This window comes from Ectothiorhodospira mobilis (assembly GCF_900114895.1).
Taxonomy (GTDB): domain Bacteria; phylum Pseudomonadota; class Gammaproteobacteria; order Ectothiorhodospirales; family Ectothiorhodospiraceae; genus Ectothiorhodospira; species Ectothiorhodospira mobilis_A.
Window position 1 is genome coordinate 12,684 of the sequence record NZ_FOUO01000002.1, and the last position, 18,922, is coordinate 31,605.

An 18,922-nucleotide genomic window follows, 5' to 3' on the forward strand; every position below is an offset into this window, starting at 1 on the left:
GCCCCGGGATGCGCCCGGAAACGGGAGGGCCCCAGGCAGGCGGAACGGAGAGACCGGCGATCATCCTGCGCACGTCCAAAGCGAAGCAGTGGCCCACGCTCCTACCGTCCTCCCTGGCGGCCCGGGTCACCCTGCTGTATGCCGCCCTGGCCGGGGTGTGGATCCTCTCCTCGGGCCGCCTGCTGGCCATGGCGGTCACCGATCCGTCCCTGCTGGCCCGCCTGGAGCTGATCAAGGGGCTGGGGTTCGTGGTGGCCACCGCCGTGCTACTGTTCTTCCTCCTGCGCACCTGGCAGGAGCGGCAGCGCCCGGATGCAGCGGCGGTCGCCGCCCGCCCGCCCCGCTTTGCCCGGGCCACCGTGGGCCTTTCCCTGATCCTGCTCTGCCTGATGTTGCTGGCCCCGGCCCTGGGGGTGATGGTGCACCGCATCCACGCCCCCCAGCTGCTGCACGAGGCCCAGGACGACCTGGAGGCCCTGGCCTGGCAGAAGGTGCGCCACGTGCAGCAATGGGTGGGGGAACGGTACAGCGATGGGCGGGCCCTGGCGGGGCATCCCGGATTCGTGGCCCAGGCGGCCGCCCTGGCCGGGGAGACCCCGGGAAGCCTCCAGAGCCGGCGGGAGGACCTGCGCACGCGCCTGGAGGCGGTGCGTCGGCATTACGGCTACCGCGGTGTGGGGCTGCTGGATGCCGATGGGCGATGGCTACTGGAGACGGGGACCTGGGCCGCGGGGGTGGCGCCGGAGCTGTTGTCGCAGGCCACCCGCCAGCAGGCAGCGGTGCATGGACCTGCCAACCTGCCCGGGGCCTCCGCGCCCCATGCGGATTTCGTCATCCCCCTCTACCGGGATCCTCAGGGCAAGGATTCCCCGGTGGGATACCTTGCCCTGCGCATGCCCCTGCAACCGCTCCTGGAGGGGGTGTTGGGGGGGTGGTCCTCCCTGATGAAGCACGGGGAGACGCTGCTGCTGCGACCCCTGCCCGAGGGCGGCCGGCAGCGGCTGCATGCGGACGGGCGCGTCACCCTGGACCCCGCCCGCGACGCGGAGGACGGGCGCTGGTTGCAGGCGCAGCGGGGGGTGCCCGGCACGCAGTGGCAACTGCTGACCCGGGTGCGCCGGGACGAGGTGCTCCAGCCCCTGCAGACCCTGGTCTTCTGGATCACGGCCCTCACCTTCGGCGGGGTGGGACTCATCGGGCTGGCCCTGCTGCTGGTGTGGCGGCAGCAGGGACGCCTGCAGGACCTGGCCTTGCAGGCGCAGCGGGCCGAGTCGGAGCGGGCCGCCGAACAGGCCCTGCGGGAGAGCGATGCCCGCTACCGGGCCCTGTTCGAGAACAATCATACCATCATGATGCTGCTGGATCCGCAGAGCGGCACGATCATCGATGCCAACCCCGCCGCCTGCCGTTTCTATGGCTGGGACCGGCAGACCCTCTGCGGCATGGCGATCCGCCAGATCAATCAAGCCCCGCCCGGCGAGATCCAGCGCAAACTGGACCGGGCCCGGGCCATGGCGCAACACTATTTCGCCTTCCGTCACCGCAAGGCGGACGGCTCCGTCACGGACGTGGAGGTCTATAGCGGCCCCATCGTCTTTCAGGGTCGTACCCTGCTGTATTCCATCGTCCACGACATCAGCGAGCGCATGGAGGCGGAGCGCAAGCTGCGGGACCGGGAGCGGCTCCTGGGCATGGCCTCCCGCCTGGCCCATCTGGGGGGCTGGGCCATGGACCTGCCCGACGGGGCCCTGGAGTGGTCCGACGAGGCCTGCCGCATCCACGGTCTACCGCCGGGGACGGAGATCAACCCGGAGACGGCCCTGGACATGGTGGACCCTGCGGACCGGGAGCGGTTGGAATCGGCGCTGCGGTCCTGTGCGCAGTCGGGCCGGGTCTGCGACGAGGAGGTGCGGGTGCACACGGCCCGGGGCCATACCCTCTGGGTACGCACCCTGGCCCAGGCGGTGCGCGACGAACAGGGGCGCATCACCCGCCTGCAGGGGGCCTATCAGGACATCAGCGAGCGCAAGCGCAGTGAGGAGAGCCTGCGGCAATGGGCCACGGTGTTCGAGGCCACCAGCGAAGGGGTGATCATCACCGACGCCCATGCCCGTATCCTGGCGGTGAACCGGGCCTTCACACGCATCACCGGCTACACCGAGGCGGAGGTGGCGGGGGGCACGCCGGCGCTGCTGCGCTCGGGTCGCCATCATCGCCTGTTCTACCGCCGCCTGTGGGATGAGATCAGCCTCCATGGCGATTGGCGCGGGGAGATCTGGAACCGGCGCAAGAACGGAGAGGTCTATCCCCAGTGGACCGTGATCAACGCCGTGCGCTCGGAGACGGGCCAGTTGACCCACTTCGTCGGGGTCTTCTCCGATCTCTCCGACATCCAGCAGAGCCGGGAGCAGATCGACCGCCTGGCCCACCGCGATGCCCTCACCAATCTGCCCAACCGCCTGCTCTTCCAGGCCCGCCTGGAGCAGGCCCTGGGCTGGTGCCGTGACCACCGGGGCGAGTTGTCGGTGGTGCTGGCGGATCTGGATGGCTTCAAGCACATCAACGACAGCCTGGGCATCGGCGTGGGGGATGCCCTGCTCATGGAGATGGCGACCCGTTTCCGGGGGGTCCTGCAGGGCAACGAGGTCCTGGCGCGTCTGGGCAGTGACGAGTTCGCCGTCCTCTTGCAGGAGGAGGAGGGGGGCAGATGCCGGGCCGATCTGGTGGCGGAATCCATGCGCCAGGTGGTGCAGACCCCGGTCCAGATCGGCGAGCATGAGATCTTTGTCACCGCCAGCATCGGCATCGCCGACTTCCCCCGGGATGGGCGGGACATGCGGCAGTTGCTGCAGTTCAGCGATGCCGCCATGCACCATGCCAAGGCCCTGGGCGGCAATACCTATTGCCACTACACCGAGGATCTCACCGACTATGCCCGGGAGCGGGTCACCCTGGCGGCCGAGCTGCGCAGGGCCCTGGAGGGGAACGAACTGGTGCTGCACTACCAGCCCCAGGTGGATCTCATCGACGGCCGGGTGGTGGGCCTGGAGGCCCTGGTGCGCTGGCACCATCCGGAGCGGGGCATGATCTCCCCGGCCCGTTTCATCCCCATGGCGGAGGAGACGGGGCTCATCCTCCCCCTGGGCCGCTGGGTGCTCACCGAGGCCTGCCGTCAGGCCCGGGCCTGGGCCGAGACGGGTCTTGATTTCGGCAGCGTGGCCGTGAACGTCTCCGGGGTGCAGGTGCAACGCAGCGATATGGTGCAGACGGTGGCCGATATCCTCTCCGAGACCGGCCTGGATTCAGAACTCCTGGAATTGGAGATCACCGAGACCTTCGTCATGGACCGGCGCCGGGGCGCGGCGGGCTTCCTGCGGGAACTCAAGTCCATGGGGGTGCAACTGGCGGTGGATGACTTCGGCACCGGCTATTCGTCCCTGTCCTATCTCAAGGGGCTGCCCTTCAACACCCTGAAGATCGACCAGGGCTTCATCCGCGGCATCCCCGGCGATCACCACGACATCGCCATCGCCCGGGCCATCACCACCCTGGGGGAGAGCCTGGGCATGGAGGTGCTGGCGGAGGGGGTGGAGACGGAGGCGCAGCGGGAGGGGCTTCTGGACATGGGCTGCCACCGGGCCCAGGGCTATCTCTTCAGCCGGCCGGTGCCCGCCGCGGAGATCCCCGCACTGCTGGCGGCCCGCAGTGGTTTGCCGGCATCCCGCTGACCCCGATTCAGCGTTTCAGGTCCCGGTAAAAATTCTCATGCGGGCCTACGGCCTCAAGATAGATCAGCCGTAGGCCGCTATCCCGGGTATAGCCCAGCAGGTAGTCTTGATTCAGGCAACGGAATTTGTAAACCCGCAATGCGGCGAGGTCGCCCTTTTTCCTCTTCCCGATATCGGGATTGCGCGCCACCTCTTCGATGGCCGCGTCCACATGGACTACTACATTGTCGTGCAGTTTCTTGTAGGAACGGGCAAAGCGACGGGTTTGGCGAATGCCCCAGGTCACGTTTGGTTTGCTGAGCGGGGCACGAAGGGCATGCTCTCATCCCGGGGTTCGGCCATGCTCATGAGGCTCTCGGCGATGAACGAGGTGGGCAGATCGGGATTGTCCATTGCCGCCCGGCCCAGCCTGGCCCAGAACTCCAGTTGACCCTGTACGGTGCGAAACTCCGCCTTGGCCGTCGTGCGGGCGGCCTGGATCAGCTCTTCATCAATCCGCACGGAAACCGTGCCCATGCCATTATCCTCCTGTTGCAGAGGACTACAATTGTAGTCATCGGATGCGGCGAGTGCGAGCAGAAAAAAGCCCCCCGCCGCTCGCGGCAGGGGGCCTGGGTCGTGCGCACCCTCAGGGTGCGCACGGTTCGGACAGGACCCCGGGTTACAGGGACTTGCGGGAGAAGTACCAGTCCACGTAATCGAAGCCTTCGTTCTCCCGGGCCTTGGCACCTTCGGCGGTCTTGGGCGGCGGCACGATCACCGGCTGGCCGGGGCACCAGGCCTCCGGGGTGGCCACGCCGTGGGCGTCGGAGGTCTGCAGGGCGTCCAGCAGGCGTACGAACTCATCCACGCTGCGGCCGTTGCTCATGGGGTAGTAGACCATGGCCCGCAGGATGCCTTCCGGGTCGATGAGGAAGGTGGCCCGCACGGCGGAGGTGTCGGCGGCACCGGGGTGGATCATGCCGTAGGCCCGGGCCACCTCCATCTTCAGGTCCTCGATGATGGGGAAGGGGATCTCCACATTGAACTTCTCCTGGATGTTGCGCGTCCAGGCCAGGTGGGAGAAGACGCTGTCGATGGACAGGCCCAGCAGTTCACAGTTGCGCTTGGCGAATTCCCCGGCCCGTTCGGCGAAGCCGATGAACTCGGTGGTGCACACGGGGGTGAAGTCCGCCGGGTGGGAGAACAGCACCAGCCACTTGCCGCGATAGTCCTCCAGGGCGCGTTCGCCGTGGGTGGTCACTGCCCGGAAGTGGGGGGCCGGGGCGTTCAGCTGGGGGAAGCCGGGGGTCTGTTCCTGGTTTTCCATGTCGTGCTCCTCGATGGGATGTTGTGGGTGATTTGCGATCTCGACGGAACTAAGACTAATTCCATTCTTAAATCAGGTCTAATTGTATGTTGCGATGCGAAGGATAGTCAAAGGCTATTGATTGATATATATCAATAGCGCGTATCCGGGATGCGCCATGCTGCGATGCGGCGGCTCAGGGGGTTGACGCCGGGGGCGTGGATCAAGATAATACGCGCTTCCAATGCAGCGCCCGTAGCTCAGCTGGATAGAGCATTCGGCTACGAACCGAAAGGTCGGAGGTTCGAATCCTTCCGGGCGCGCCATATTCATCGAGAGGCCCGCATCTTCCTGAGAAGGTGCGGGCCTTTTGCGTTGGGGGGGTGCGCGGCCTCAGTCCCCGGGGGTGAGGCGTACGCTGACATCCCGGGGCGGCGCGGTGTAGGGGGCCGAGGTGACCAGGATCCGCGCCCCGGCGTGGACGTGATCGGCGGCATTGTCGGCATGGATGCCCCCGGCGGCGGCCAGGCGAACCCCGGGAAAATCCCGCAGGGCATGGGCCAGTCGGGCCAGGGCCTCCAGGGGAAACTTCTCTGCCTGGATCACATCGGCCCCGCCCCGGGCCGCCTCCAGGGCCTCTTCATGGGAATCCACTTCCACCACCACGCGGCGCTCGGGGCAGCGGGTGCTGAGCCTGCGGATCTGCACCGTCAGCCCTTCCTGCGGGTCGGCCAGGTGTCGGTGCTCGGGGAACAGGAGCAGCGTGTCCGAGAGCCCGGTGCGGTGGATCTCGGCGCCACCGGCGGTGATGGCCTTCAGGGACAGGGCGCGGGTTCCGGGTACGGTCTTGCGGGTGCATGCCACCATGGCCTCGGGGTCGGCCATCCGGGCGGCCCGGGTGATCCGTGCGGCGGCGGTGCTGATGCCCGAGGCCCACTCCACCAGGGTTTGAGTGACCTTCCAGCCCAGCAGCAGGGCCTCAGCGGGGCCGCGGGCCTCCAGGAGGCGGGCGTCCGCCGGCACTGCGTCACCGGAGCGGGCCCGGAGCGTGACACTGCACCCCAGGAGTTCCAGCAGGCGGGCGGCCTCCTCCAAGCCACAGGCCGTCATGGCGTACCGGGCCGTGAAATGCATCCACGCACTTCCATGGGGGATCTCCAGGGCCCGTGTGGTGAGGTCACCGTAGGGGGCATCTTCTCGCAGCAGGTCATGGAGGTCGTCGTCGCTCTGTACTCGCATCATGGAGGTTTCCTGGTTTGGGTTTGAGGTCCCCGAAAGGGGGGGATGGATTCACGCAAGATGGGGGCCCTTCACAGAAGCGCCCAGCGGAGGGGATGGCCCAGGATCCCATGGCGTTTTCTGTACACGGGGTATGGGTAATGTGGCCTTTTGGACATCCCTTTTATACGATCGGACGGGCATGCAACACAGGCATGGAATGTGCAATGAGCCTGGGGACGCCGGAGCGGAACGGTCTGCGCTGGCGGTCTCTCACGCAAAACCTCAAAAGGAGATCGGGATGAAACGCATGTTCATGGGCTTGTTTATGTGTACAGGGGTCCTGCTGGCCCCGGCGGTCTCGGCGGAGGAGATCCGTGTGGCGGTGGCCGCCAATTTCCTGGGCACCCTGGAGCGCCTGGTACCGCTTTTTGAGGAGGAAAGCGGCCATGATCTGTTGCTGAGCGCCGGATCCTCCGGGGCCCTCTATGCCCAGATCGTCAATGGCGCCCCGTTCCATGTCTTCTTCTCCGCCGATGACCGGCGTCCCAAGGCCCTGGTGGACGAGGGGTTGGCGGTGCCCGATTCCCGACAAACCTACGCCATGGGGGTGCCGGTGCTCTGGTCCGCAGGGGAGATGGATATGGAAGACCCCCGGGCGCTGCTGACCGAGGGGGACTACCGCTTCCTGTCCGTAGCCGATCCGCGCAATGCCCCCTATGGTGAAGCGGCCCGGGAGATCCTGCAGTCCATGGGGATGTGGACGCGGCTGCAGGAGGAGGGGCGTCTGATCCGGGCCCGGTCCATCGGCCAGACCCACAGCCAGGTGGCCTCGGGCGCGGCGGAGCTGGGTTTCGTGGCCCTCTCCCAGGTGCGCCGGCCCGACGGTTCGGTGTCCGGCAGCCAATGGATCCCCCCGAAGGCGTTCTATGCCCCCATCGAGCAGCAGCGGGTGCTGCTGCAATCGGCGGCGGATTTTGCCCCGGCCCGGGGGTTTCTGGAGTGGATGACCTCGGACACCGCGCGGCGGGAGATCGAGGCGGCGGGCTACGCCATACCGGACACCGGCTCCCCCTGAGGCGTCCATCCCCAGCGGCTGGCCCCAGGATCCTGCATGGCCGCCCTGCGGGCCAACGGGGAGGCGCGATGCCTCCCCTTCCTCGGCGCCTTCAATCCAAGGCCACGCCCTTGATCAGGGCATGTACCGCCATGCCGGGGGCCAGCCCCAGTTGCTCCCGTGAGCGGCGGGTGATGCGTGCCAGCAGGGGTTGGCCGCCGGTATCCAGCCGCACCAGGACATGCCCCGGGTGGGGGTCATCCAGGATGGCCGCCACGGTGGCCGGAAGGTGGTTGAGGATGCTGGTGTCCCGGGGTGGGGTCAGGGCGAGGGCCACGTCCCGGGCCGGGATGCGCAGGCGCAGGGTGTCCGTGACGGGCGGCGCTGGCCGGGGCATGAGCAGTGTGCCACCGCCGCAGGCCAGTTGCGTGAGCTGGTGCGCCGGGTCGTGGCCGCGCACCGTGGCCCGCAGCACCGAGGCGGCCCCCTCGGATCGGCCAAAGGGCAGGTCGGATCGGGCCAGGAGCTCCGGCAGCGGGCCCCGGGCGCGGATGCGGCCGTCCTCCAGCAGCACCAGGTGGTCCGCCAGGCGTGTCACCTCGCCCACGGCATGGCTGACGTAGATCACGGGGATGGAGAGTTCATCCCGCAGGCGCTCCAGGTAGGGCAGGATCTCCTGTTTGCTGGTGTCGTCCAGGGAGGCCATGGGCTCGTCCATGAGCAACAGGCGGGGGCTGGTGAGCAGGGCCCGGGCGATGGAGACCCGCTGGCGCTGCCCGCCGGAGAGGGCATCGGCGGGACGCCCCAGCAGGTTCTCCAGACCCAGCAGGCGCACCGTCTCCTCGAAGGCCACCCGCCGCTGGTCCCTTGGGATGCGTCTTTGCCCGTAGGTTAGGTTGCGGCGCACGTCCAGGTGCGGGAAGAGGCGGGCCTCCTGGAAGACGTAGCCCAGGGGGCGGCGGTGCACCGGGAGTTGCCAGTGGCCGTCCTGCCAGGTCTCGCCGCGGAAGGTCAGGTGGCCGCTGTGGGCCGCCTCCAGGCCCGCCAGGCAGCGCAGCAGGGTGGTCTTGCCGGAGCCGGAGCGGCCGAACAGGGCGGTGACCCCGGTGCCCGGGATCTCCAGGTCCACGTCCAGGACGAAGTCCCCCCGGTCCACATGAAAGGCGGCGCGGATGCTCATGCCGCCGCCCCCACCACCTTGAAGCGCCGGTTCAGGGCGTACACCGCCAGCAGCAGGGTGAAGGAGAGGACCAGCAGCACCAGGGACAGGCGATGGGCCGCGGCGTAGTCCATCGCCTCCACGTGATCGTAGATGGCGATGGAGGCCACCTGGGTCTGCCCGGGGATGTTGCCGCCGATCATGATGATGACCCCGAATTCCCCCAGGGTGTGGGCGAAGGAGAGTACCGCGGCGGTGAGAAACCCTCGCCGTGCCAGGGGCAGGACCACCGTGAGGAAACGGTCCAGGGGCGAGGCCCGCAGGGTGGCCGCCGCCTCCAGCAGGCCGCGGCCCGTGGCCTGGAAGGCGTTGGTCAGGGGCTGCATGACAAAGGGCAGGGAGTAGATCATGGAGCCGATCACCAGCCCGGTGAAGGTGAAGGCCAGATGGTTCAGCCCCATGGACTCCAGGCTACCGCCCACCCAGCCCCTGGGGCCCAGCAGGATCAGCAGGTAAAAGCCCAGCACCGTGGGGGGCAGCACCAGGGGCAGGGCCACCAGGGCCTCCACCAACACCTTGCCGCGCCAGCGGCTGTGGGCCAGCCACCAGGCAGCGGGGGCGCAGACCACCAGCAGGATGGCCGTGGTGATCAGGGCCAGTTTCACGGTGAGCCAGAGGGCGGTGGCGTCCTGGGGCGTGAGCATGGTTTCTCCTTTTCCTGGGATCGGCCAGGGACCGGGCCGATCCATCTTTTCCATGAAATGCAAATTTAATGCCGTATCCCTGGAGGGCCGTGCACAGGCCCTCTTGGGACCCGGATCGGGTCCCATCGGGTGGGATTGGCCCCATTTTGGTGCGGTAATGTCCGTTTCCCAACAGGGAAGGGATCAGGGTCGGGCGCCGTCCCAGGCCCCCTCCCCACGGCGTTCGGGCCGGGCCCGGGCGGCGGGGCGAAGATCCAGGGCCCCGGCGTAGAGGGCCAGCAGCCGCTCCAGGGTCTGATCCCAGGCGTAGCCGGCCTCCAGGACATAGCGCCGCGCCGCGGCCCCCAGTTCCCGGTGCTGGCCGGCCACCTCCAGGATCTGTCCGGCCAGGGCAGCGGCGTCCCCCACGGGGGCAAGGCGACCCCGGTCGGGGCGCACGTGCTCCCGCAGGGCGCCGGCATCCACCCCCACCACCGGCAGGCCGCTGGCCTGGGCCTCCACCACCGACAGGCCGAAGGTCTCGTGGGGGCCGGCGGTGACGTAGATGTCGGCGCTGGCCAGGGCGCGGGCATAGGCGCTGCGGTCCGTCTCGTAGTCCAGCAGCAGCAGCCCCGGCAGCTCCCGGGCCCGGGCCTCCAGGGCCGGGCGGTGCGGTCCCGCGCCCATGAGGGCCAGGACGAAATGTGGCGCGTCGGCGGGGAGGCGTTGCTGCAGGAGGGCGAAGGCCAGGGCCAGGGTGAGCACGTCCTTCTCCCCGTCCAGACGGCCGCAGTAGAGTAGCAGCAGGTCCTCCGCTGCCACCCCCAGCTCCGCGCGCCAGTCCGGGTCCCGGCGCCCGGGATGGAACCGTGCGGTGTCCACCCCCAGGGGAAGGATATGGGTGCCCGTGATGCCGTATTGCCGCAGCCGGTCGGCCTGCTGCGCCGTGGCCGCCAGGGTGAGGTCACAGCGGCGGAAGACCCCACCGAAGAGCCGCCGGGCCGCGGCCTCCGCCAGGCGTCCCATGCGCCCCCCCCATTCCCCCGGCAGCCCGGTCAGGGCCTGGGCCACCGGTGCGCCGGCGTAGGCGTTGGCGATGTCCGTGTGGAAGTAGGCCGATACCACCACGGGCCGCCCTGCGCGCCGCTGGGCGGCGCGGTAGCGGAAGGCGGCCCAGGGACAGGTGAAGAAACTCCCCAGTTCCACCGTGTCCGGGGCGGTCTGGCGTAGCGCCTGCAGTACCCGGTGGGGGCGGGTGAAGAAACGGTAGGGATGGCAGCCGGGGATGAGGGGGGAGCGGATCTCGATGCGGGTGAGTCTTCCCTCCCGCTGGATGCGGTCCTGGGGGCCCGGCACGATGAGCACATGCTCGTCCTCGGTGTGCTGCTGGATGTGCCTCCGCTTGGCGTCGATGTAGGTGCGGATGCCGCCGCTGGTCTCGGTGTAGGCCAGGGTCAGGTCGCAATGGCGCATGGGGCGTTCCGTGGCTGGGTTGGATGGAGCGGCCGGTGGCCGGACCCGGTGATCCTAGCGGAACCGGGCCCGCCGTCCCATAGCCGCCGGGGTGTTTCCCGCTGTTTTCAGCTTCGTTTCAGTTTCACCCCGCACAATGATCCGCGTATGACAAACCCACAAGCAAGAGAGGGAGTACGGGAGATGAATGCGACCACAGAGCAACGGGTCTGGGATCCGCTGGTGCGGGTGTTCCACTGGGGGCTGGCGGCGGCCTTCGCCGTGGCCTGGTTCACGGAACACCAGCCCCACGTATTGGCGGGCTATGCGGCCCTGACCCTGGTGGCGGTCCGTGTGGTATGGGGATTCATCGGCCCCCGACATGCCCGCTTCAGGGATTTCGTGCGTCCCCCGGGCGAGGTGATGGCCCATGTCCGGGAGATGCTGCAGGGTCGGATGAAACGGGAGGCCGGCCATAACCCCCTGGCGGGATGGGTGTATGTATTCCTGTTCCTGAGCCTCATCGGATTGACCGTCAGTGGCATGGCGACGCTGGCGGCCGAGGAGTCGGCCGGGCCTCTGGCTGGAATGGTGGCCGGCGAACAAGAGTCCACATCTCTATACGAAGACGATGAATACGAAGAACATGAGGAAGAGGGCCACGCCGAGTCCGGTGGCCGGGATTGGGAAGAGATCCACGAATTCTTCGCTAACCTTACCCTGGCCCTGGTCCTGCTCCATCTGGCCGGCGTACTGCTGGGCAGCCTGATGCAGGGGCAGAACCTGGCGGCCGGGATGATCACCGGGCGCAAGCAGGTGGACAACGAGGATACGCAGGAGGAACGGTCATGAATCGGTTTCAGGGATCCGCTGGAGGAAACGCCATGCATACCCCGTGGATTGCGGGGATCCTGCCCCTGCTGCTGATCACGGCCCTGGTCTTTCCTGCTGTGTCCCACGGGGATGACCGCAGGGAGCACGACCGCATCCTGGAGCTGCGTGCCAGCGGGGAGATCCTGCCCATGGCCGAGATGTTGGAACGGGCGGGGCAGGTGGTCCGGGGCGAGTTCATCGAGGCGGAACTGGAACGGGAAGGGGGCCGCCACGTCTATGAACTCAAGATCCTGGACGCGGACGGGGTCCTGCACAAGCTCTACATGGACGCTGGCACCGGCGAGCTGCTGCAGCACCGGCGCCGCGGTCCTCGTGACTGATCACGGTGCGCAGGCTCTCCCTACGGCTGAAGCTGACCCTGCTGGCCGCCGCCGGTCTGCTGGCCCTGGTGCTGGCCCAGGCGGCGGTCCTGCGGGTCACCCTGTCCACCCTGGTGCAGGGGCATGTGGTGGAGGGTCTGGAGCACGACCTGGATACCCTCTACGCACGGCTTCTGGAGAGCGAACGCCCCCCCGCCGAATTCGGGGCGGCCTTGGGGTTGGTCTATAGTGCCCCCCTGTCGGGGCACTACTTCCGCATCCAGGGCCCCGGCGGGGTGGTGCGCTCCCGTTCCCTCTGGGATGAGGATCTAAAGACGCCGGATGTGCCCGTGGGCCATCGGCGGATCACCCGCGCGCCGGGACCCCTGGACCAGCGCCTGGTGGTGCTCTCCCGGGGATACCGCATCGACGGGGATCGGGTAACCCTCTCCGTGGCCGAGGAGGTGGGGCCGCTGGCGGATGCCGTGGCCCGCTGGCAGGGCCGCTTCCTTTGGGCCACCCTGGTGGCGGTGGCCCTGGTCCTGGGGCTGCAGCTTTGGGTGATCCGCCGCTCGCTGCGTCCGCTGGACGCGGCGGTGGCTGCCTGCCGCCGCCTGGAGACGGGGGAGGCCCGTCCGGTGGATGATCGCGGCCCCCGGGAAATCGCCCCGGTGCTGCAGGCGGTGAACCGCCTGGTGCGCCATCACGGCCTGCGCCTGAACCGCAGCCGCCGCGCCCTGGGCAATGTGAGCCATGCCCTGAAGACCCCGCTGGCGGTCCTGGGGCAGCTGGCGGATGACCTGGATGCAGGGGGGGATTCGGCAACGGCCCGGGCCCTGCGCACCCAGGTGAGCGCCATGACGGGTACCGTGGAGCGGGAGATGCGCCGCGCCCGTCTGGCGGGCAAGGACCACCCCGGGGCCGGCTTTCAGGTGCGCGGGGAACTGCGGTCTCTGGCCGAGGTCCTGGAGCGGATCCATGGCGGTGGCGTGACCCTGGATCTGGAGGCCCCCGATGGGGTGTTGCCCCTGGATGGCGAGGACATGCTGGAGCTCTTCGGCAATCTCCTGGACAACGCCTGGCGCTGGGCCGCATCCCGGGTGCGGGTGCGGCTGTGGGTCTCGCCGCGGCACACCCTGGAGGGGATCATCGAGGACGACGGCCCCGGTCTGCCCGCCGAACGCCGCGCCCGACTCGGGCAGACCGGGGCGGTGCTGGACGAGGGGGGGGGTCATGGCCTGGGGCTGGGCATCGTGCAGGACATCGTCGATCAGTATCGCGGAGACATCCGCTACCACGGGTCCGTGGACCTGGGGGGGTTGCGGGTGGAGTTCACCCTGCCCCTGCCTGGATATGGCGAAGATCCCTGACGTGTTGGAGGAGGACCTGGGTGCGCGTGTTGATCATCGAGGATGACCCGGAACTGGGGCCGCGCCTGCGGGCACGCCTGGTGCGGGAGGGTCTGGCGGTGGACTGGGTGGACAACGGGGTGGATGGTCATCACCTGGGGGCCGAGGAGGCCTTCGACCTGATCGTCCTGGACCTGGGGCTGCCGGACCGCCCCGGTCTGGAGATCCTGCAACAGTGGCGGGCCGCGGGGAGGACCGTGCCCGTGCTCATCCTCACCGCCCGCAGCGGCTGGCGCGAGCGGGTGGACGGGCTGCGCCGCGGTGCCGACGACTACCTGGGCAAGCCCTTCCATGTGGAGGAGCTGCTGGCCCGGGTGCATGCCCTGCTGCGCCGCGCCGCCCCCGCCCGGGAGACGGTACTGCGCCTGGGGCCCTGGTGCCTGGATGAGGCCCGCCAGATGCTGGTGGCGGCGGAGGGGGACGGCAGTCTGCCCCTCACGGGCACGGAGTTCCGGCTGCTGCGTTATCTATTGCGCCACCCGGGACAGGTGTTGTCCAAGACCCGCCTGGCGGAACACCTCTACGAATACGAGAGCGAGCGGGACAGCAACGTGGTGGAGGTCTACATCGCCCGCCTGCGGGAGAAGCTGGGACCGGGGTGGATCCGCACCCGCCGCGGCCAGGGCTATGTCCTGGAGACCGATGCATGAATCGGCCGCTTCCCAGGGTGGGGGTCTCCCGCTGTCTCCTGGGGGAGGCCGTGCGTTACGACGGCGATCACCGGCGGCAGGACTGGATCGTTTCCCATCTGGCGGCGCATGTGGAGCTGGTGGCGGTCTGCCCCGAGTTCTCGGCGGGGCTCGGGGCGCCCCGGGAGCCGGTGCACCTGGCGCGCACCCCCGCAGGTGGCCTGCGGGTGCGGGGCAATGACTCGGGCCGGGACTTCACCGCCGCCCTGGAACGAGGCGTGGCCTGCAGCCTGGAACGGTTGCGGCAAGGCCCCCTGGACGGCTGCCTGCTCAAGGCTCGCTCCCCCAGCTGCGGATTGGCCGTGGAGGTGATGGGGGGCAGGGAAGCGGTCCCGGGGGTGTTCGCCGCGGCCCTAAAGGCCGAGGCGCCCGAGGTGGTGAGGGCGGAGGCGGACGCCCTGGAGGATCCGGCGGCGCGGGAGGCCTTTTGCATCCGTGTCTTCGCCCGGGCCCGGCTGCGGGCGCTGTTCTCCGGGCCCTGGACCCGGGGGGATCTGGCCGCCTTCCACGCCCGGGAGAAGATGCTCCTGCTGGTGCATGGCAGACCGGCATATACCCGCCTGGGGCGCTTGGTGGCCGAGGCGGGCCGCTGGCCCCAAAAGGCCCTGGCCGGGGAGTACACCCGCCGCTTCATGGCGGCCCTGGCGGGCCCCACCACCCGGGGCCGGCACGTGGACGCCCTGCAGCACCTGGCCGGTCACCTGCGGGGACCACTGGATCCCTTGCGCCGGGCGCAGGTGCGCGAGACCATAGAGGATTACCGGCACGGCCGGTGCCCGAGACCGCGGGTGCTGGCGTGTCTGCGCGCCCTGGCCGATGAGCTGGAGCTGGCCTGGGTGCGGCGGCAATCCTATCTGGATCCGTGTCCCCCGTCCCTCCTGTCCCGGGGCTGATCCCGGGGCGGCAGCCATGCCGATCCATATGACCGAAAACGCACTCCCCATCATCATCCGTCAGGCACCGGAGATGCATCTCAAGTCCTGGCGCACCCGGCGCAAGTTCCGCAACGCCCTGCGGCGCAACCTGCGCGCCGCCCTGGCGGACATTCCCCATAGCCTGCGGGTGAATCAGGGGCGTCTGCTGCTGCGCACCCCGGAGCCGGAGGCGGCCGCCGAGGTGCTTCCGCGCATCTTCGGCATCAGTTCCTTCTCCCCGGTGGAGGCGGTGGTGCAGGGGGAGGTGGAGGCCATCTGCCGTGTCGCCCGGGAGCGCTTCACCGAGGTGGTGCAGGGGCGCACCTATGCGGTGCGCTGCGTGCGTCAGGGAGAGGCGCGCTTCTCCACCCAGGACATCGAGCGCCGCGTCGGCGCGGCGTTGGACGGTCCCGGTCAGGTGAACCTGGACCACCCGGAGGTGGTGGTGGGGGTGGAGCTGCAGCCGGATGGGGCCCATCTGCACGCCCGCCGTATCCCCGGCGCCGGCGGCCTGCCGGTGGGGGTGCAGGGGCGGGCCCTGGCCCTCCTCTCCGGCGGCTTCGATTCGGCGGTGGCGGCCTGGTACGCCATGCGCCGGGGGGCGGCGGTGGATTTTGTCTTCTGCAACGTGGGCGGGGCCGCCCATGAGCACCTGGTGGTGCAGGTGGCGCGGCTGCTGTCGGAGCGCTGGGCCGCGGGCACGCGACCGCGCCTGTTCGTGGTGGATTTCCGGGAGCCGGTGGAGGATCTCAAGTCCCGTCTGCCGGCGGAGTTGTGGCAGGTCCTCATCAAGCGGCTCATGTACCGCGCCGCCTGCGGCATCGCCCACCGCATCCAGGCCCAGGCCCTGGTGACCGGGGAGGCCCTGAGTCAGGTGTCCTCCCAGACCCTGTCCAATCTCAACAGCATCGATGTGGCCTCGGACCTGCCGGTGCTGCGCCCCCTCATCGGCTTTGACAAGCAGGAGATCATGGATCGGGCGCGGGAGATCGGCACCTTCGCCCTCTCCGAGGGGGTCCCCGAGTTCTGCGCCCTGACCCACGCCCGCCCGGCGGTGAGCACCCGCCGGGACCGCATCGACCACCATGAGTCCCGGCTGGACGGGGCATTGCTCCGCCGGGCAGTGGAGGCGGCCCGGGAGCGGGATCTCCTGGCCCTGTCCGACGAGGAACTGGTGGATCCGGGGATCTTCACGGATACCCTGCCCGCGGGGGCCCGCATCCTGGATTGCCGCCCCCGCAGCCAGTACCGGGAATGGCACCTGCCCGGTGCCGAGAACCATCCCGCCGATGAACTGGCCGAGGGATTCGGGCGCTTACCCAAGGAAGATCCCTATCTCCTCTACTGCAGCCGGGGCACCCAGGCGGCGGTGCTGGCCGAGCGGCTGCAGGCCGCCGGCTACCGCGCCCAGGCCTTTCGCGGTGATCTGGCCCGATTGAAGCGGACCTGGACCCATAGCGGGGCGGATACCCCCGCCTGAGGTCCACTCCTGCCGGATCCCCTGTCCCTGCCGTGGGCGCCCGGGTTCCGTGCGCTTGACGATATGGACATATGTGCACTAACCTCCTTGAGCAATGCCGGGCAAGGTCCCGGCGGCAGCGTCCAGTCGAGGAGGTGAACGTCATGCCAAGAGGAGATGGAACCGGTCCGGCCGGTACAGGCTACGGTCGTGGGCGGGGCCTGGGTGCGGGCCCCGGCGGTCAGCGGCTTGGCCGCAACGTGGGCGGGGCCTTCGGCCCGGGCGGTCAGTGTGTCTGCGCCAAGTGCGGCACACGGATCCCCCATGAGCAGGGGATGTCCTGCACCCAGGTGAAATGCCCTCAGTGCGGTCACACCATGATCCGCGAGGAACTGCTGAACGAGAAGCGCCAGGGCCGGTCATGAGGGTGGCCATCGCCAGCGGCAAGGGCGGGACCGGAAAGACCACCGTCTCGGTGAACCTGGCAGACCTTCTGGCGCGGCACCGCCCGGTGGTGCTGGCGGACCTGGACGTGGAGGAGCCCAATTCCGGTCTCTTCGTCCAGGCCGAGACGGTGCATGAGGAGGCGGTGCACCGCATGGTCCCGTCCTGGGTGGCGGATCAGTGCACCTTCTGCGGGGTCTGTCAGGAGGTGTGCCAGTTCAATGCCCTCATCGAGACCGGCAGTGAGGTGATGGTGTTCCGGGAGCTGTGCCACAGCTGCTACGCCTGTTCCGAGCTCTGCCCGGTGGAGGCCCTGCCCATGACCCCCATGAAGATCGGGGATCTGTCCCATCGCCGCAGCGGCAGTCTGGACCTGGTCCAGGGATGTCTGGACATCGGACAGGAACAGGCGGTGCCCCTCATCGCCCACACCCTGGACTATCTCGGGGCGCGTTTCTCCAAAGATACCCTGATCCTCTGCGATGCCCCGCCCGGGACGGCGTGTTCCATGATTGAGGCGGTGAAGGATGCCGATTTCGTCCTGCTGGTGACCGAGCCCACCCCCTTTGGTCTGCATGATCTGAAGCTGGCGGTGGAGACCGTGCGCGGGCTGGGGCGGCCCTGTGCCGTGGTGATCAACCGCCATGGTCTGGGCAATGCCGATGTGGAGGCCTATTGCCGCCAGGAGGGGATCCCCGTGGCGGCGCGCCTGCCCCACAGTCGCGAGGCGGCCCAGTGCTATGCCCGGGGGCAATTGATCCATCCCCATGTCCCGGAGGTGGCCGCCCAACTGGAGGCGGTGGCGGGATTCATTCAACGCATCGAGCAGGAGGGGGCGGCATGAAAGAGATCGTCGTGATCTCCGGCAAGGGGGGCACGGGCAAGACCTCCATCTCGGCCAGCTTCTCCCTGCTGGGGGGCGAGGACGTGATCACCGCCGACTGCGATGTGGATGCCGCCGACCTGCATCTGCTGCTGGCGCCGGATTTCGACCACGCCGAGGACTTCTACAGCGGCCTGCTGGCGCGCATCGATCCCTCGCGCTGCGACGAATGCGGGATCTGTGCCCAGGTGTGCCGGTTCGATGCCGTCCATGTGGTGGACGGGCATCACCACATACGGGAATTGGACTGCGAGGGCTGCGGCTACTGCGCCCGGGTGTGCCCGCAGCGGGCGGTCCAGCTCCAGGAGCGCAAGGTGGGGCAGTGGTACCGCTCCCGTCTGCGCACCGGCGGCACCATGGTGCATGCCCGTCTGGACATCGGCGCGGAGAACTCCGGCAAGCTGGTGGCCAAGGTGAAGCAGGAGGCCCGGGAGGCGGCCCGCGAGCAGGGTCGGGAATGGATCCTGGTGGATGGGGCCCCGGGCATCGGCTGCCCGGTCATGTCCTCCCTCTCCGGGGCGGATGCCGTGGTGTTCGTCACCGAGCCCACGGTCTCGGGCTTTCATGACCTGCGGCGTGTGTATGACCTGGTGCGCCGCTTTGACATGGCCACCGCCTGCATCGTCAACAAGGCCGATCTGAACCCGGAGATGACCCGCAGCGTGCACGCCTTTCTGCAAGAGGCGGGCATCCGCCATCTGGCGGACCTGCCCTACGACGAGGCCTTCACCGAGGCCATGGTGGAGGGCTGCACCGTGGTGGAGAAAGAGGGTACCCCCCTGGCCCGGGCCCTGGAGGAGAGCTGGACCAGGCTGCGGACCCTGCTGGGAACGGAACGTACAGGAGATCACCCATGAAGATCGCATTCACCAGTCAGGGCACCACCCCCGATGCCCCCATGGACCCGCGGTTCGGACGGACCGCCTTCCTGCTCGTGTATGATGAGGAGAGCGGGCAATATGAACACTGCGACAATCGACAGGTGGAGGGCGTGGCCCACGGCGCGGCGGTGCAGACCGCGCGCAGGCTGTTCGAGATGGGGGCGCAGGTCCTGGTGACCGGCAACGGACCCGGCGGTAATGCCGCCTCCGTGCTGCAGCGATCCGGTGTGCAGACCTTTATCGGCGCCGGTGGCATGACCGTGGAACGGGCCTATGCGGCCTGGAAGTCGGGCAAACTGCAGCGTTTTGAGTGAAGGGGGCGTTCCGGGGCCAAAACCCAGGGCGTTTTATGGGATATCCCTGGGCCATTTACCAGGGGTGTGTTCCTGGGGGGCGGGTCCCCTGCGGCGGGACGCCGTGAATACGTCCCTGCCCGCAGGCATGCGGTGACAGGCCGTTGCCAGC

Annotated in this window: 18 protein-coding genes and 1 tRNA gene; 12 read left to right on the forward strand and 7 right to left on the reverse strand. The window is 68.8% G+C overall.

The features are described from left to right. Positions 1-8: 8 nt before the first annotated feature. On the forward strand, positions 9-3,728 hold the full coding sequence (locus tag BM214_RS12915) for a sensor domain-containing protein (protein WP_090483440.1): 3,720 nt from the start codon (positions 9-11) through the stop codon (positions 3,726-3,728). A 7-nt stretch (positions 3,729-3,735) separates the two neighbouring features. Here BM214_RS12915 and BM214_RS01490 read toward each other — a convergent pair whose 3' ends face one another. The 3 genes from BM214_RS01490 to BM214_RS01500 form a co-directional block, all read right to left on the reverse strand. Continuing rightward, positions 3,736-4,014: a type II toxin-antitoxin system RelE/ParE family toxin gene (locus BM214_RS01490; RefSeq protein WP_090483441.1), complete on the reverse strand. Its 279-nt coding sequence runs from the start codon at positions 4,012-4,014 to the stop codon at positions 3,736-3,738. After that, entirely contained in the window at positions 4,011-4,244 is a 234-nt protein-coding gene (locus BM214_RS01495; RefSeq protein WP_090483442.1) for a ParD-like family protein, read from the reverse strand. The genes BM214_RS01490 and BM214_RS01495 overlap by 4 nt, the downstream gene beginning before the upstream one ends. Before the next feature lie 145 nt (positions 4,245-4,389). Beyond that, positions 4,390-5,037 carry a peroxiredoxin gene (locus tag BM214_RS01500; RefSeq protein ID WP_090483443.1) on the reverse strand — a complete coding sequence of 216 codons (648 nt, stop codon included), beginning with the start codon at positions 5,035-5,037 and terminating at the stop codon, positions 4,390-4,392. A 228-nt stretch (positions 5,038-5,265) separates the two neighbouring features. Between BM214_RS01500 and BM214_RS01505 the strand changes: the two genes are divergently transcribed. Then, positions 5,266-5,342, forward strand: a tRNA-Arg gene (locus BM214_RS01505). 67 nt (positions 5,343-5,409) lie between these two features. Here BM214_RS01505 and modD read toward each other — a convergent pair. Next, entirely contained in the window at positions 5,410-6,258 is an 849-nt protein-coding gene (gene modD, locus BM214_RS01510) for a ModD protein (protein ID WP_090483444.1), read from the reverse strand. A 277-nt stretch (positions 6,259-6,535) separates the two neighbouring features. Here modD and modA point away from each other — a divergent pair, with 277 nt between their 5' ends. Further along, positions 6,536-7,312 (forward strand): molybdate ABC transporter substrate-binding protein, encoded by a 777-nt coding sequence (gene modA / locus BM214_RS01515; RefSeq protein ID WP_244887804.1) that lies wholly within the window; start codon positions 6,536-6,538, stop codon positions 7,310-7,312. A gap of 91 nt (positions 7,313-7,403) precedes the next feature. On the opposite strand, the gene modC is transcribed toward modA, so the two are convergent. From modC to BM214_RS01530, 3 genes are all read right to left on the reverse strand, one after another. Beyond that, entirely contained in the window at positions 7,404-8,471 is a 1,068-nt protein-coding gene (modC, locus tag BM214_RS01520; protein ID WP_090483445.1) for a molybdenum ABC transporter ATP-binding protein, read from the reverse strand. Beyond that, positions 8,468-9,154 carry a molybdate ABC transporter permease subunit gene (gene modB / locus BM214_RS01525; RefSeq protein WP_090483446.1) on the reverse strand — a complete coding sequence of 229 codons (687 nt, stop codon included), beginning with the start codon at positions 9,152-9,154 and terminating at the stop codon, positions 8,468-8,470. Before modB ends, modC begins: the two co-directional genes overlap by 4 nt. 183 nt (positions 9,155-9,337) lie before the next feature. Continuing rightward, the gene (locus tag BM214_RS01530; protein ID WP_090483447.1) at positions 9,338-10,606 is read right to left on the reverse strand and encodes a glycosyltransferase; all 1,269 of its coding nucleotides are present in this window, start codon (positions 10,604-10,606) and stop codon (positions 9,338-9,340) included. A 183-nt stretch (positions 10,607-10,789) separates the two neighbouring features. On the opposite strand from BM214_RS01530, the gene BM214_RS01535 reads away from it, so the two are divergent. The 9 genes from BM214_RS01535 to BM214_RS01580 all read left to right on the forward strand — a co-directional run bounded on the left by BM214_RS01535 (position 10,790) and on the right by BM214_RS01580 (position 18,771). Continuing rightward, positions 10,790-11,437, forward strand: a complete 648-nt coding sequence (locus BM214_RS01535; RefSeq protein WP_090483448.1) for a cytochrome b/b6 domain-containing protein — start codon at positions 10,790-10,792, stop codon at positions 11,435-11,437. A gap of 32 nt (positions 11,438-11,469) precedes the next feature. After that, complete coding sequence (locus BM214_RS01540; RefSeq protein WP_090483449.1) at positions 11,470-11,799, forward strand: PepSY domain-containing protein; 330 nt, start codon at positions 11,470-11,472, stop codon at positions 11,797-11,799. A 5-nt stretch (positions 11,800-11,804) separates the two neighbouring features. Continuing rightward, positions 11,805-13,148, forward strand: a complete 1,344-nt coding sequence (locus BM214_RS01545; protein ID WP_218149022.1) for an ATP-binding protein — start codon at positions 11,805-11,807, stop codon at positions 13,146-13,148. 20 nt (positions 13,149-13,168) lie between these two features. Continuing rightward, on the forward strand, positions 13,169-13,837 hold the full coding sequence (locus tag BM214_RS01550; RefSeq protein WP_090483451.1) for a response regulator transcription factor: 669 nt from the start codon (positions 13,169-13,171) through the stop codon (positions 13,835-13,837). After that, positions 13,834-14,769 carry a YbgA family protein gene (locus tag BM214_RS01555; RefSeq protein ID WP_090483452.1) on the forward strand — a complete coding sequence of 312 codons (936 nt, stop codon included), beginning with the start codon at positions 13,834-13,836 and terminating at the stop codon, positions 14,767-14,769. The genes BM214_RS01550 and BM214_RS01555 overlap by 4 nt, the downstream gene beginning before the upstream one ends. 28 nt (positions 14,770-14,797) lie before the next feature. Next, entirely contained in the window at positions 14,798-16,270 is a 1,473-nt protein-coding gene (gene thiI / locus BM214_RS01560) for a tRNA uracil 4-sulfurtransferase ThiI (RefSeq protein WP_090483453.1), read from the forward strand. A gap of 400 nt (positions 16,271-16,670) precedes the next feature. After that, positions 16,671-17,537 carry a nucleotide-binding protein gene (locus BM214_RS01570; RefSeq protein ID WP_090483455.1) on the forward strand — a complete coding sequence of 289 codons (867 nt, stop codon included), beginning with the start codon at positions 16,671-16,673 and terminating at the stop codon, positions 17,535-17,537. After that, the gene (locus BM214_RS01575; protein WP_090483456.1) at positions 17,534-18,433 is read left to right on the forward strand and encodes an ATP-binding protein; all 900 of its coding nucleotides are present in this window, start codon (positions 17,534-17,536) and stop codon (positions 18,431-18,433) included. The genes BM214_RS01570 and BM214_RS01575 overlap by 4 nt, the downstream gene beginning before the upstream one ends. Continuing rightward, positions 18,430-18,771 carry a NifB/NifX family molybdenum-iron cluster-binding protein gene (locus BM214_RS01580; protein WP_090483457.1) on the forward strand — a complete coding sequence of 114 codons (342 nt, stop codon included), beginning with the start codon at positions 18,430-18,432 and terminating at the stop codon, positions 18,769-18,771. Before BM214_RS01575 ends, BM214_RS01580 begins: the two co-directional genes overlap by 4 nt. The last annotated feature ends 151 nt before the right edge of the window (positions 18,772-18,922 follow it).